This window comes from Cycloclasticus sp. P1 (assembly GCF_000299965.1).
GTDB classification, from domain to species: Bacteria; Pseudomonadota; Gammaproteobacteria; order Methylococcales; family Cycloclasticaceae; genus Cycloclasticus; species Cycloclasticus pugetii.
Genome location: NC_018697.1, coordinates 308,753 through 322,798, shown reverse-complemented (window position 1 = coordinate 322,798; position 14,046 = coordinate 308,753). Strand labels below are relative to the sequence as shown.

Below are 14,046 nucleotides of genomic sequence, written 5' to 3'. Positions count from 1 at the left end.
CTTGAGAAGGCTTTTAAGTTAACTTGTGTTAAAGATTGCGCTTATTTTAAGCCTTTTTCCACCCAGTAGCCTTGGATTTTTTTAATCACTGCATCTGGAAGGGAAACGTAACCGACCGACTCAATGAGCTTGTTCTTTTTGGTTAATGCATAATCAAAGAACTTGATCACTTCTTTTGCATTTTCACCATTTTGAGGAACTAATGCAAACGTTGCTGTCACGACTGGATAGCCTTTTGGTGGGTATGCAATATTGGCATAAAAGTCCTTTTTAGGATCTAAGTCTGCATACACTGCCGCAGCTTCGAATGTTGCTGGCTCTGGCTTAACAAATATACCTTCGCGATTTTCAATAATAGCCATATCTAAACCATTCTTTTTAGCATCCGCGTAATCCACATAACCGATAGAAAACCCATTATTTTTAATCGCCGTTGCAACTCCAAAGTTACCTTTGCCAGCAATCCGGTTTTTAGTCGGCCATGACACTACTTTCTTAGCACCCATTGTTTCGCGCCATTCTTGGTTCATTTTGCTCAAGTAGTAGGTAAAGGCAAAGGTTGTACCTGATTTATCACTACGGTGAACAAACAAAATATCTTCATTTGGTAAAGCAATACCTGAATTATCAGCCGCTATGATAGGATCATTCCACTTTGTAATTTTGCCTAACATAATGCCAGAAATAGCGGCTTCGCTTAGTTTCATACCGCTGACGCCCTCAACATTATATGCAAAAGTCACCGCACCAATAGCTGTTGGGAATTGAATCAAACTTGCTTTTGCTAAAGAACTTGATTTTAAAGGCTTGTCTGAGCCACCAAAATCAACGTGACGAGCACTCACTTCTTTAATACCCGAACCACTGCCTGTTGGTGTGTAATTGACTTGGTTTTTTGTTTCACCGTAATAAACTTTACTCCACGTTGTATACGCAGGGTAAGCAAAACTTGAGCCCGTGCCTTCAATTTTAGCTGCGTGAGCCGCTGTCCCAATCGTTAGGCTAAGCAGTCCTAGTGCCACTATCTTTTTCATTTTCATATTTTTTCCAATTTAGTTGAATATTTGGCAAAGCGTTTGCTCTACTCTGTGCATCATTTTAGGTTTGGTATGTGGCATTATAATGAACGCAATGTGACAGTTTGATGACAGCCTTATGGGTCTATTCTTTCAGCGGGAAATACACACTGAAAACAACTGCCTTCCCCTTCTTGACTATCGATAACCAGATGCGCCTCATGCCTTTCTAACTCATGTTTTACAATGGCTAACCCTAGGCCTGTCCCAGTTTTATTTTTTATATTATTTTCAGCTACCCGGTAGAAACGCTCTGTTAATCGAGATAAGTGTCTGGCGCCTATTCCTTGACCTGTATCTTTAACAAAAAGCTGCCCCTGACCTTGCTCATTGATTGCCCAGCCAACACGAATCTCACCATTTTCATCAGAGTAATTGATGGCATTACCAACCAAGTTTCTCAACACGGTTAATAAGGAACCTTTACTGCCCTTTAAATTAAGACTCGATGGAACATCAAACACCAATGATTGCTGATGCTCATTTGCCGCTGACTTAAATTCGGACTTAATTTGTTCACATACACTGCGCACATTAACCAAGCTATTGGCTGCCTCGACTTTACCCTCTTCTAGCCGACTTAGCGCTAATAGCTCTTCGATCATGGTTTGCATTTTAATCACTTGCTGATCAACTTTACGTAGCGAAGCACCCACTTGCACATTATCCTCAGCGGTTGAAGCCAACAACATTTCCACATAGCCTTTCATGACCGTTAGCGGCGTTCTTAACTCATGCGATGCATTCGACACAAAGTCTTTTCGCACTTGATTCGTGCGCTCAACCTTAGTGACATCTCGTATCAACAATAAACGTTCATCGTCACCATATGGCAATACCCTTATTTCAATCTTTTCTGCCGACCAGCTGGTGTCTATTACAGGCGCCTCGATCACAATGGCGTCATCGCTCTTGAGATTTTTAAGAAAGTGCGTAAACCGAGGATGCCTTACTAAATGATTAATCAGTTGCCCGGTATCTTCTTTTTTTAAAATAAGTAGCTGGGAGGCTTGCTTATTGAACCACTTAATCTCATTAGACAATGAAAGAATAACCACACCATCTGGAAAAACAGAAATTAACTTTTTAAACCGTTCCAGTTGGTATTTAACACTGTCTTTTTGTGCCAGCCCCTGCATCTTAGATTGATAGATGTCTTCCGAAATTTGACCAAACAAGCCATCTTCAAACGGCAGGTCATGATCACCAGACTTCTTAGACCACCTATATAAACGTTGTAACCGACGATATTGAAAGACAATGTAAGCCAATAAAAAAAGTGCCAACACCTCGACGGGGTAACCGACTAACACACCCAAAACACCGACTGTTAAAAACCACAACAGAAAGGTGTTTCGCTCATAGTTATGATTTATATTCACGCGTTTAAATTCACCAATTTATAACCAAACCCTCTTACCGTTTGAACCAAGTCTGCACAACCCTGAGCATCTAATATCCGTCTTAAACGCCTAATGTGTACATCAACGGTACGATCTTCTACGTAGACATTATCGCCCCATACATTATCAAGCAGCTGATTGCGAGAGAACACTTTATTGGGGTTTGTAGCAAAGAAAGACAGCAATTTATACTCTGTCGGGCTCATCATCAGGTCCACCTTATTGATAGTGACTCGATGACTCGATGGGTCAATAAACAATGGGCCAATTGATATCACCCCTGTTTCATTTTCTGTACTGCTTCGTCGTAAGACCGCTTTCATTCTGGCAATCAGCTCTTGCACAGAAAAAGGCTTGGTTACATAATCGTCTGCGCCTGTTTCCAAGCCCGATACTTTATCTTCTTCCGCGCTGCGTGCCGTCAACAGGATAATCGGGATACGTTTGTTTTCTTCTTGATTCTTTAAAAACTTGATCCAATCTGGCCCACTAATTCCGGGTAACATCCAATCTAACAAGATAATATCGGGCGTCGTATCTCGCAAAGACTCTTGCGCTCTCATTACATCTTTACACCACGTTACTTCAATATTATTCGTTTGAAGAGAAAGTTGTAGCATTTCGCCAATATCCTCATCGTCTTCAACCATCAATACATTCATTGTTTCCATAAAAAAGCCATTTAAGTAAGTGTTTACAGAATACCTAATATTTATGACAACACGGTGACAATTTACAAACTACTTCTAACTTGGTTCAGAAAAAGCCCTGTCTCTAATTATTAAAAATAACAGTAACGCACTGAACCACCTTAAGGCGCCTGCGGTTTCTCAACCAGTAAACTTTTTATAATGTCCTTTTATATGAACGTCATATAACTGTCATATTATTGATTGATACTCCCCACCTATGACACATGATGAAAAACTACACTATCAATCGCTTTTAGATATATTAGCAACAGACTCACTGACTCCGCTCTTTCAGCCAATCATTTCGATGAAAGACAATAAAATTTATGGTTACGAAGGCTTAATTCGTGGTCCCTCTAATGGTCCGTTACACTCCCCCATCAACCTTTTTAACGCTGCGGCTAAATATGATCGGCTTGCCGAATTAGATTTACTTTGTCGAAAAGTAAGCATTCAACGGTTTGGCGAACTTAATTTAAATGCCCGATTATTTATTAACACCATTCCTGAAATTCTCTTACAAAAAGATTATCAGCATGGCCACACATTAAAGTATATAAAAGACTCTAATTTAGATGCTAGCCAAGTGGTTATTGAACTGACTGAGCAATACCCTATTGAAGATTATGACCTAATGGCAAGTGCAACCAAATACTATCAAGACATGGGGTTTTCCATCGCCATCGACGATTTAGGTGCGGGCTATTCAGGCTTAAGAACCTGGTCTGAAATTAAACCCGACTTCGTAAAAATTGACCGTCATTTTTTAAATGACATTCATAACGATATCAACAAGCAAAAATTTGTACAGTCTATTGTAGATATTGCAAAAGGTGTTGACTGCAAAGTGATAGCTGAAGGTATCGAGCTACGCGGTGAGTACCTACAGGCTAATGCGATGGCTATTGATTATGCACAAGGTTTTTACTTTGCCCGCCCCAATTCCAAACCAACTGAGTTATTGGATTGCTCGTTATTTTCAAGCAGAAAAAATAACTTCAAACCTAAATTTAATATAGAACGGAAAAACAATACCGCTGCAAAATTACTTTTTTATGTTAAGCCCATATATGTTCATACTAATTTTTACGACATTGGTGAGCGCTTTCAATCCTCGCCCGAGCTAACAGCACTTCCCGTTCTAAATGATGACGCTTCTATCGCAGGCATCATATGGCGGACTGAATTTTTAACTATTTATGCTAGCCGCTATGGAAAAGAATTAAACAGTAAAAAAAATGCTTTATCTTTTTTAGACATTAAGGCGCTAAAGGTAGATATTACTTTATCACTCAATAAAATTAGTCAGCACATCACCAGTCAAAACAACCTCGCACAACATGATGATTTCATCATTACCTCATCTAACCGCTACAAAGGCATGGGTAAACTGCTTCATTTATTGAAAGAAATAACCGAGATGCAAATTACCTTTGCCCGCCACATGAACCCTCTTAGCAACCTACCTGGCAATGTTCCTATCAGCCAACGAATTAATCACTCCATTGAAACTCAACAAGATATCGTTATTTGTTATTTTGACCTAGATAATTTTAAGCCGTATAACGATACCTATGGGTTTGGCGAGGGCGATAAAGTGCTCCGAAAAACTGCTAAGCTGCTGACAGATTCTGCAGATACAGACATTGACTTTGTAGGGCATGTTGGCGGCGATGACTTCATCATTATTTTTCAAAGCAGCGACTGGCAGCATCGATGCAACACCACTTTAAATAACTTTAGCGCCCTAACGTCAGAGTTCTACTCTCAAGAACACCTTCTTAACGGAGGAATCTCTGCGTTAGATAGAAATTCTGAGCCGGTGTTTTATCCACTTTTATCAATCTCTATTGGAGCATTAAGGCCGCATGATTTCGGCTTTTTTAGGTCAGAAAATGATCTCGTCTCTATTGCTAGCAACGCAAAATCTGCAGCTAAAAAGATACCCGGCAATAGCCTTTATCAAATCAAGCCTTCAAAACAATTAAGCAACATGTCCGCCTAAATCATGAAAATGTTCTATGACAGGTAGCCACATTATGCTTGGCGACAAAAACACCCAATCTTGAAACTGTTGACCAACTGGCGAACACCGATCAAACAGGTGCCGCCAGTTAGACTATGATTTAGTGGCCTTTTTAACCACCACTAAACAACATCTCAAAACCTCTTAGCGTTTCTTAAACACCAAAGCATCGTCTTGCACATCTATATCAACCTCATCACCAGGCACAAACTTACCCGCCAATAAATCTTGTGCCAGTTCATTTTCTAAGCGTTGTTGTATCGCACGTTTTAAGGGTCTAGCACCATAAACAGGGTCAAAACCGGCTTCACCTAATTTATCCAACGCAGCTTCTGAAACAACCAACTCTATGTCCCTATCTTGTAAACGCTGACGTAAAATATCTACTTGAAGAGTGGTAATAGCACGAATTTGTGTGCGACCCAAGGGGTGAAACACCACAGACTCATCAATACGGTTAATAAATTCCGGTCTAAAGTGCTGCCCGACCACTTCCATCACCGCACTTTTCATCTCATTATAATTAGCCTCACCCGCTAGCTCTTGGATACGATCTGAACCTAAGTTCGAGGTCATCACGATGACTGTATTTCGAAAATCAACCGTGCGGCCTTGCCCGTCTGTTAAACGGCCATCATCCAAGACTTGTAACAAAATATTAAAGACATCCGCATGTGCTTTTTCAACTTCGTCCATCAAGATAACACTGTAGGGTTTACGTCGAACCGCTTCGGTTAAATAGCCCCCTTCTTCATAACCTACATACCCTGGAGGCGCACCAATTAATCTTGCAACCGAATGTTTTTCCATAAATTCAGACATATCAATTCGTACGATTGCTTCTTCAGTATCAAATAAAAACTCAGCTAATGCCTTGCATAACTCTGTTTTACCAACCCCTGTTGGGCCTAAAAATAAAAACGAACCATTAGGGCGATTAGGGTCTGACAGGCCTGCTCGTGAACGACGAATTGCATCGCTGACTGCTTTAACTGCTTCTTCTTGACCAATAACGCGATCACTTAAACCAACTTCCATTTGCAATAGTTTTTCACGCTCGCCTTCAAGCATTTTGGAAACGGGAATACCCGTCCACTTAGACACAACCTCAGCAATTTCTTCTTCGGTGACTTTGTTTCTCAATAAGGTAAAGTCCTGTTCACCACTGCCTTCCTCAGCCTCTTGAATTGCTTTTTCTAATCGTGGAATTTCGCCATATTGCAACTCTGACATACGTGTTAAATCACCGGCACGCCGAGCCGTTTCCATTTCAAGCTTTACCTTTTCGAGCTCTTCTTTATGCTGGGCACTGCCTTGCATAGCAGCCTTCTCAGACTTCCAGACTTCTTCCAAATCAGCATACTCTTTATCCAACTGGTCAATTTCAGTTTCAAGTAACTGTAATCGTTTTATAGATGCATCATCGGTTTCTTTTTTTAACGCTTCGCGTTCAATTTTCAACTGAATTAAACGCCGCTCTAACCGGTCCATTGATTCAGGCTTGGAGTCCATTTCCATACGAATACGACTCGCTGACTCATCAATTAGGTCAATCGCCTTATCAGGTAATTGTCGATCAGTTATATAACGGTGAGACAATACCGCCGCTGAAACAATAGCTGGGTCGGTTATATCTACGCTATGGTGTACTTCATATCGTTCTTTTAAACCTCGCAAAATAGCGATGGTATCTTCTACACTGGGCTCATCAACCAATACTTTTTGAAACCGTCGCTCTAATGCGGCATCTTTTTCAATATATTGACGGTATTCATCTAAAGTTGTCGCCCCTACACAATGTAAATCACCGCGTGCTAACGCTGGTTTAAGCATATTCCCGGCATCCATCGCACCGTCACCTTTCCCAGCACCAACCATCGTATGCAACTCATCGATAAACAAGATCACTTGCCCTTCTTGTTTTGACACATCGTTAAGCACTGCTTTTAGACGCTCTTCAAATTCACCACGGAATTTTGCACCTGCGATAAGGGCGGCCATATCTAACGACAACAAACGCTTAGATTTCAAATTTTCAGGCACCTCGCCATTAACAATACGTTGCGCTAGCCCTTCTACAATAGCGGTTTTACCTACTCCTGGCTCACCTATCAGCACAGGGTTATTTTTTGTCCGACGTTGCAACACTTGAATAGTGCGTCGAATTTCTTCGTCGCGGCCAATCACAGGATCCAATTTTCCTTGCTCTGCACGTTCCGTCAGGTCAATACTGTATTTTTCCAGCGCCTGGCGGTTCTCTTCTGCATTTTGATCATTCACCGCTTCACCACCGCGTATATCATCTATCGCTTTTTCTAAAACACTTTTAGTCGCTCCCGCTTGTTGTAGCGCTTTGCCTGCTGGCCCTTTGTCTTCAAGTGCCGCTAAAACAAATAACTCACTTGAAATGTAGGCATCCTGACGTTTTTGTGCCAACTGATCGGTAATATTAAGCAAACGCCCTAGATCATTAGACATTTGCACGTCACCGGCTGCACCTTCAACCGTTGCTATCCGATCAATTGTTTCGCCTAAAGATGAGCGTAGTTGATTTACATTGACGCCTGCCAGTTGTAGTAAATGACGCACGCTAGCACCTTGCTGGTCAAGCATAGCGACCAAGACGTGTGCCGGTTCTATAAACTGATGATCCTTACCCAGTGCTAAACTTTGTGCGTCAGAAAGTGCAACTTGAAACTGACTGGTGAGTTTATCCATTCGCATATTTCAACCCTCATTAATTTAATTTGATAACTAATTAATGGGGGATGAAATGAGTGTTTTCAAGCTAGCCCAATAGTGCCAGCCTTAGCTTTAGTGAATAAAGCTGTGTAACCAACCAATTAAACCAATACCAAACAGCATCAGTAAAATTTGCTCTACGCCTGCTGCTAGGTTAATTCGTTTATGCAGCGTTGGAATCAAATCTGCCACTGCGATATAGATAAAGCTAGCCGCAGCAAACGCTAAAACATATGGTAAAAGGTGTTCAAAATCTGCTAGCCAGAAATAGGCCAGCAAGCCACCTATTAGCGTTGCGAAGCTAGAAATAACATTGTACAAAATAGCTTTTTTACGGGTAAAGCCACTTTGTAGCAAAATCGCAAAGTCCCCTATTTCTTGTGGAATCTCATGAGTCGTTACCGCTAATGCCGTCACAACACCTAAATGAATATCTGTCAAAAAGGCCGCTGCAATCAACACCCCATCAACAAAATTGTGAACACTATCACCTACAAGAATCAAACTGCCGGCTGACTGATGACCGTGCGCATGAACATCCACGTGCGTTTCACAATCATCATGGTGACAATGCCGCCACAACACCATTTTTTCCAACGCGAAAAAAAACATCAGGCCGCCCAAAATGGTAATCGATAGGGTGTGAAAATTTTCATGCCCCACTTCTTCTAAGGCGTGTGGAATTAAGCCGACAAAAGAAACACTCAACAATGCACCCGTTGCAAAACTCACACTAAATGGCAACATTCTAGTGATTATCTTTTTAGGTAAAAAAAGAACCAGCGACGCACCTAACACACTTAGCATTCCGCCAAGAATGGTAAACAAAATAATCCAAGTAAATACAGTCATGGGTAATAAGTTAATATTGAAGCCAAATTAACGAAGCCATTCGGCCCGTTGTCGGCTCACGCCGGTATGAAAAAAATTTATCGGGCTGATTATACGTACAATATTCACCACCATAAATTCTTTTTACACCACATTGCAATAAGCTCATTCTTGCCAAAGCATATAAGTCAGCAAGATGATGATCAGCATTCAGCTGCCTAAACCCCTGCTGCATCACCAAGCTTTTGTTAACGAAAGCGTTTTTAACCTCGCTACCCACTTCAAAACAAGCCGGCCCAATGGCTGGACCTAACCAAGCCATTATTTTTTCTGCTGGTGCAAGTTGCGCAACTGCCTGCTCTATGATGCCGGCCAATAAGCCTCGCCACCCAGCATGTACTGCTGCAACGGCTGAGCCGTCTTCCGTACACAATAAGACTGGCAGGCAATCCGCTGTCATCACCGTGCAAACAAACGCATCACTCCTACAAATTGAACCATCTGCTTCTATACAAGGTCCCTTTTGGAGTTGATCCAACTCGACGATAGTTGTGCCATGCACTTGTGATAACCAGACAGGCTTAGCTTGCAAGTTAAGCTCGTCACTTAACAAGGCTCGATTATCAATCACCGCTTGCGCATCATCACCCACATGAGTGGCTAGATTAAATGTTGAATAAGGTGTTTGGCTAACGCCGCCAGAACGACACGTTGTTAACGCTCTGACATTTTTTGGCGCGGGCCAACTCGGTTCAATAAAGCGCATGTGTACTGCCTATTTAACCGGGGTTTCTTTCGCCAATACTTCAACCAAATGGGCCATATCCGCAGGCATCTCGCATTCCCAAGAAATCGGCTCACCAGTGACCGGATGAACCACCCCTAACCTGGCAGCATGTAATGCTTGGCGCTTAAACCCACGTAAAGTATCACTCAATAGTTCACTTGCATTAGCCAAGGGTTTAAAACGTCCACCATATACTTGGTCACCAACGATAGCGTGGTTTATATGACTCATATGAACTCGAATTTGGTGAGTACGTCCTGTTTCAAGGTTCACTTTTAATAAGGTATGTTTTGCAAAACGTTGCGCAACTCGATAGTGAGTGATGGCCTCTTTGCCCCCCTCTCTAACCGCATACTTTTTACGATCAGTCGGGTGTCGCGCTAAAGGTGCGTCCACTGTGCCACCGGCCGTCATATAGCCTCTCACCACCGTTAAGTATTCACGCTCAAAAGCACGTGCCTGCAACTGGTCGACCAATAGCTTATGTGCTGTTAAGGTGCGCGCTACCATTAGCAACCCGCTGGTTTCTTTATCAATTCGATGCACCAAGCCCGCTCGTGGCAAGCCCTCTAGCGCAGGGTCATGATGTAATAGAGCATTTTGTAATGTGCCATCCCAATTACCCGCTGCAGGATGCACGACTAAACCGGCCGGTTTATTTACCACCAGCATTGATTCATCCTCATAAACAATATTAAGCGCGATCGGTTCCGCTTTGATATTTAATGACGTATCGGCAATGGGCGTAATAATAACCGCCTCCCCACCATTAACCTTGTCTCGAGGGCGCAGTGTTTTATTATCGATCAGTATATTGCCGCTGTTCACCCAGCTTTTCAAGCGACTGCGAGAATACTCTGGGCATAACTCAGCTAATGCCTGATCGAGCCGAAGCCCTGCCATTTCAGGTGGGACGATTAATTCTATTTGTTGTTCAGTTTTCAAGCCAATAGGATTGTAATAATTGATGTGCTCCGGCATTATAACCGTTTAGCTCCTTATAACTTGTTATTTCACTCATGACTCTAATGAATCGTCCATCGATTAAAAAAGCTTTCCTTATTCTTATGCTGGCCTCCTTGTCCGCATGCTCCACTATGGATCTTGTTACCCCTATAGATACTCCCGATAAGACGGCCAATTGGTCCGCAGCGGACTTTTATGACGAAGCCAAAAAATCTTTGGATGATGAAAACTACATTAACGCCATTGAGCTATATGAAGGGCTTGAGTCTCGCTACCCCTTTGGCCAATATGCCCAACAAGCACAAATTGACTTAGCCTTCGCTTATTACAAAAATGACGAACCAGAGTCGGCGATTGCAACAGCTAACCGTTTCATTCGCATTCACCCTCGCCATAAAAACGTGGATTACCTGTACTACCTTAAAGGCCTAATTAATTTTAATCGAGGTATCGGTTTTCTAGAGCGCTACTTACCCACTGATAAATCTCAACGTGACCCTGGCGCAGCCATTGAGTCGCTAGATGATTTTGCAACATTGATTAGGCGCTTCCCCAATAGCCAGTATGTTGCAGATTCAAAGCAACGTATCATTGCACTTAAATCAAACCTAGCGTTACATGAATTAAATGTCGCCAATTATTATATGAAGCGCAAAGCCTATGTTGCCGCCATTAATCGCGCTAAAAATATCATTGAACAATACCAAAACACCACAGCCGTACCTCGTGCTTTATTATTAATGGTCGACGCCTACCAGCACATTAATATGAACGACCTAGCCGCTGATGCCCAACGTGTTTACGACCTGAACTATCCAAACGGCACTCCACCTTTAGAAAACCCTAAGTACGCGCACGAAAAAACAACCTCTGAAAAAATCTGGGAGTTTTTAGAGTTAGACAAATAAACTGGCTACTGAACCGAAGGTGCGTTAATCGTCAGAAAAAAGCACCTTATTAAAGCCCGAGGTCATTGGGAATCGGCGCTCGCGACCAAATGCACGTGAGGTGATTTTAACGCCCGGCGGCGCTTGGCGCCGCTTATATTCGTTTTGCTCTACCAGCCGAAGTACTCTATCAACAATTGCTGGTTCATAACCTGCATCCAATATCTCTCGCCTCGACTGGTCACGTTCAACATAACGTTCAAGAATATCATCCAACACGGGGTAAGGTGGCAGGCTATCTTCATCTTTTTGATCCGGCGCCAACTCAGCTGAGGGTGGCCGCTCAATCACTCTGTCAGGAATTACTGGCGATTGTTCATTTCGATATTTAGCCAAGGCATATACCATCATTTTGGGCACATCCTTTATCGGCGCAAAACCACCGGCCATATCACCGTAAAGCGTTGCATAACCAACACTCATCTCGCTTTTATTGCCTGTTGTAAGCAGAATTTTTCGCTTCTTGTTTGAAATCGCCATTAACACGACACCACGGCTACGTGCCTGAATATTTTCTTCAGTCACGTCAGCATTTAGGCCTTCAAACGCAGGTTCTAACATTGCTGAAAAAGCGTTGACCGCAGGTTCAATAGAAATAGTTTGATGCTTAACGCCCAAGGCTTCTGCTTGTTTAATCGCATCTTCATTGCTCATATCGGCCGTATATTTTGATGGCATGAGGACCACTTCGACACTATCACCACCTAATGCATCAGCCGCAACAGCCAATACTAAAGCAGAATCTATACCGCCAGACAGACCCAATACCGCTCCTTTAAAGCCATTTTTTGTTACGTAATCACGCACACCCAAAACCAGCGCTTGATAAATGGATTCCAGTTCAGGCAATTGCGCATCTTGCTTCGCCTCCAAAGTTGAGTTGCGTAATGAGTCCAAATCAATATAGTTTATTGACTCAACAAAAGCTGCTGAGCGCTGCACAACCTTGCCTGCTGCATTCATTACAAAAGACGAACCGTCAAACACCAACTCATCCTGCCCACCCACTTGGTTCAGATAAATAATAGGCAAACCGGTTTCCTTCACTCGTGAACATACTGTACGTTCACGTTTTTCAGCTTTATTAATCTCAAAAGGCGACGCATTCAAATTAAGAATAAGCGTTGCATCAGACTGGCGTAACTGATCACAGACGCTTGATGACCAGATGTCCTCGCACACACTAAGCCCAATTACCTCTGAGCCTAACTTAAATGTACATGCTTGTGCCCCTGCCTGAAAATAACGTTTTTCGTCAAACACACCATAATTCGGCAATTGCTGCTTTCGGTAATTGGCCACTAACTCACCGGCTTGCAAAACAGCAACACTGTTAAATAATACGCCTTCGCCTTTTTCTGGGTAGCCAATAACAATGGTTAATAAAGGACACTCTGACGATATCCGTTCAAGCTGTTTTTCAACACCGTTAAGAAAGTCATTTCGAAGCAGCAAGTCTTCTGGTGGATAACCGGTTATCGCTAACTCAGGAAAAACGATTGCAAGGGCCTGCTCGCTCACCGCTTGCTGGCAAAATTCAAGGATACGATTGGCATTGCCCACTAAATCGCCAACAATAGGGTTAAATTGTACTAAGGCTAATTTCATAACAGCTTATTCCTAGTTTCTTACTAGCATAAAAAAGGGCTGTATAGTTTACAGCCCTTTTTGCACTACTTTAAATTTTAACGCTCAGTTAGCCTAAAATTTCCTTCATTTTTGCGCCCATCTCAGTGGGTGATTTCACAATGTGAACACCCGCTTCTTCTAAAGCCGCAAACTTCGCTTCAGCGGTACCTTGACCACCAGAAACAATCGCACCAGCATGGCCCATGCGTTTACCCGGAGGCGCTGTAACACCAGCAATATAACCAACAACTGGTTTCGTTACATTGTTTTTGATGTATTCTGCAGCTTCTTCTTCCGCCGTTCCGCCAATTTCACCCACCATGATAATACCCTTGGTATTCTCATCGGCTTCGAAACGTGAAATAACGTCAATAAAGTTCATCCCATGAATCGGGTCACCACCAATACCTACACAAGTACTTTGACCTAAGCCAGCAGAGGTTGTTTGATGAACGGCTTCATAAGTAAGCGTACCTGAACGTGACACCACACCGATACTACCGGCTTGATGAATAAAGCCAGGCATAATGCCAATCTTACACTCACCTGGAGTAATAACACCTGGGCAGTTAGGGCCAATTAGCACTACGTTTTCATATTGCTCAAGCGATGCCTTCACTTTCAACATATCCAATACAGGAATACCTTCCGTGATACACACGATCACTTCAATACCTGCAGCTGCAGCTTCTAAAATAGCATCCGCAGCGAACGGAGGTGGCACGTAAATCATGGTTGCAGTTGCACCGGTTTCCTTAACCGCATCAGCAACGGTGTTAAAAACAGGTAAATCTAAATGTTTTTCGCCACCACGACCCGGCGTAACCCCACCGACAACTTTTGTTCCATAGGCAATTGCTTGCTCGGAGTGGAATGTCCCCTGTTTACCTGTAAAACCTTGGCAAATTACTTTTGTGTCTTTATTAATTAAAATACTCATCGTATAC

Annotated in this window: 11 protein-coding genes; 2 read left to right on the top strand and 9 right to left on the bottom strand. The window is 42.6% G+C overall.

What is annotated here, in order from left to right; genetic code table 11:
• Positions 1-41: 41 nt before the first annotated feature.
• The 3 genes from pstS to phoB form a co-directional block, all read right to left on the bottom strand.
• The gene (gene pstS, locus Q91_RS01560; RefSeq protein ID WP_015005119.1) at positions 42-1,040 is read right to left on the bottom strand and encodes a phosphate ABC transporter substrate-binding protein PstS; all 999 of its coding nucleotides are present in this window, start codon (positions 1,038-1,040) and stop codon (positions 42-44) included.
• 113 nt (positions 1,041-1,153) lie between these two features.
• The gene (gene phoR, locus Q91_RS01555) at positions 1,154-2,458 is read right to left on the bottom strand and encodes a phosphate regulon sensor histidine kinase PhoR (protein ID WP_015005118.1); all 1,305 of its coding nucleotides are present in this window, start codon (positions 2,456-2,458) and stop codon (positions 1,154-1,156) included.
• On the bottom strand, positions 2,455-3,150 hold the full coding sequence (gene phoB, locus Q91_RS01550; protein ID WP_015005117.1) for a phosphate regulon transcriptional regulator PhoB: 696 nt from the start codon (positions 3,148-3,150) through the stop codon (positions 2,455-2,457). The genes phoR and phoB overlap by 4 nt, the downstream gene beginning before the upstream one ends.
• 238 nt (positions 3,151-3,388) lie before the next feature.
• Between phoB and Q91_RS01545 the strand changes: the two genes are divergently transcribed.
• The gene (locus Q91_RS01545; protein WP_015005116.1) at positions 3,389-5,176 is read left to right on the top strand and encodes a GGDEF domain-containing protein; all 1,788 of its coding nucleotides are present in this window, start codon (positions 3,389-3,391) and stop codon (positions 5,174-5,176) included.
• A 165-nt stretch (positions 5,177-5,341) separates the two neighbouring features.
• Here the strand turns inward: Q91_RS01545 and clpB are convergent, their stop codons facing one another.
• The 4 genes from clpB to rluD form a co-directional block, all read right to left on the bottom strand.
• A complete protein-coding gene (gene clpB / locus Q91_RS01540; RefSeq protein ID WP_015005115.1) occupies positions 5,342-7,921 on the bottom strand; it encodes an ATP-dependent chaperone ClpB in 2,580 nt (859 codons plus the stop codon).
• Between the two features lie 90 nt (positions 7,922-8,011).
• Positions 8,012-8,791: a ZIP family metal transporter gene (locus Q91_RS01535; RefSeq protein ID WP_015005114.1), complete on the bottom strand. Its 780-nt coding sequence runs from the start codon at positions 8,789-8,791 to the stop codon at positions 8,012-8,014.
• Between the two features lie 10 nt (positions 8,792-8,801).
• The gene (gene pgeF, locus Q91_RS01530; protein WP_015005113.1) at positions 8,802-9,536 is read right to left on the bottom strand and encodes a peptidoglycan editing factor PgeF; all 735 of its coding nucleotides are present in this window, start codon (positions 9,534-9,536) and stop codon (positions 8,802-8,804) included.
• 9 nt (positions 9,537-9,545) lie between these two features.
• Positions 9,546-10,538, bottom strand: a complete 993-nt coding sequence (rluD, locus tag Q91_RS01525; RefSeq protein WP_015005112.1) for a 23S rRNA pseudouridine(1911/1915/1917) synthase RluD — start codon at positions 10,536-10,538, stop codon at positions 9,546-9,548.
• A 116-nt stretch (positions 10,539-10,654) separates the two neighbouring features.
• On the opposite strand from rluD, the gene Q91_RS01520 reads away from it, so the two are divergent.
• Complete coding sequence (locus Q91_RS01520; protein WP_015005111.1) at positions 10,655-11,431, top strand: outer membrane protein assembly factor BamD; 777 nt, start codon at positions 10,655-10,657, stop codon at positions 11,429-11,431.
• A gap of 24 nt (positions 11,432-11,455) precedes the next feature.
• On the opposite strand, the gene Q91_RS01515 is transcribed toward Q91_RS01520, so the two are convergent.
• Positions 11,456-13,078, bottom strand: a complete 1,623-nt coding sequence (locus tag Q91_RS01515) for an NAD+ synthase (protein ID WP_015005110.1) — start codon at positions 13,076-13,078, stop codon at positions 11,456-11,458.
• Between the two features lie 88 nt (positions 13,079-13,166).
• Positions 13,167-14,039 carry a succinate--CoA ligase subunit alpha gene (sucD, locus tag Q91_RS01510; protein ID WP_015005109.1) on the bottom strand — a complete coding sequence of 291 codons (873 nt, stop codon included), beginning with the start codon at positions 14,037-14,039 and terminating at the stop codon, positions 13,167-13,169.
• Positions 14,040-14,046: the final 7 nt, after the last annotated feature.

Excerpts from the sequence above, each read along its gene's own strand:
- rluD (WP_015005112.1), bottom strand. The coding sequence starts at position 10,538 with ATGCCGGAGCACATCAATTATTACAATCCTATTGGCTTGAAAACTGAA.
- pstS (WP_015005119.1), bottom strand. The coding sequence starts at position 1,040 with ATGAAAATGAAAAAGATAGTGGCACTAGGACTGCTTAGCCTAACGATT.
- Q91_RS01535 (WP_015005114.1), bottom strand. The coding sequence starts at position 8,791 with ATGACTGTATTTACTTGGATTATTTTGTTTACCATTCTTGGCGGAATG.
- pgeF (WP_015005113.1), bottom strand. The coding sequence starts at position 9,536 with ATGCGCTTTATTGAACCGAGTTGGCCCGCGCCAAAAAATGTCAGAGCG.
- sucD (WP_015005109.1), bottom strand. The coding sequence starts at position 14,039 with ATGAGTATTTTAATTAATAAAGACACAAAAGTAATTTGCCAAGGTTTT.
- clpB (WP_015005115.1), bottom strand. The coding sequence starts at position 7,921 with ATGCGAATGGATAAACTCACCAGTCAGTTTCAAGTTGCACTTTCTGAC.
- Q91_RS01515 (WP_015005110.1), bottom strand. The coding sequence starts at position 13,078 with ATGAAATTAGCCTTAGTACAATTTAACCCTATTGTTGGCGATTTAGTG.
- phoB (WP_015005117.1), bottom strand. The coding sequence starts at position 3,150 with ATGGAAACAATGAATGTATTGATGGTTGAAGACGATGAGGATATTGGC.
- Q91_RS01545 (WP_015005116.1), top strand. The coding sequence starts at position 3,389 with ATGACACATGATGAAAAACTACACTATCAATCGCTTTTAGATATATTA.
- Q91_RS01520 (WP_015005111.1), top strand. The coding sequence starts at position 10,655 with ATGGATCTTGTTACCCCTATAGATACTCCCGATAAGACGGCCAATTGG.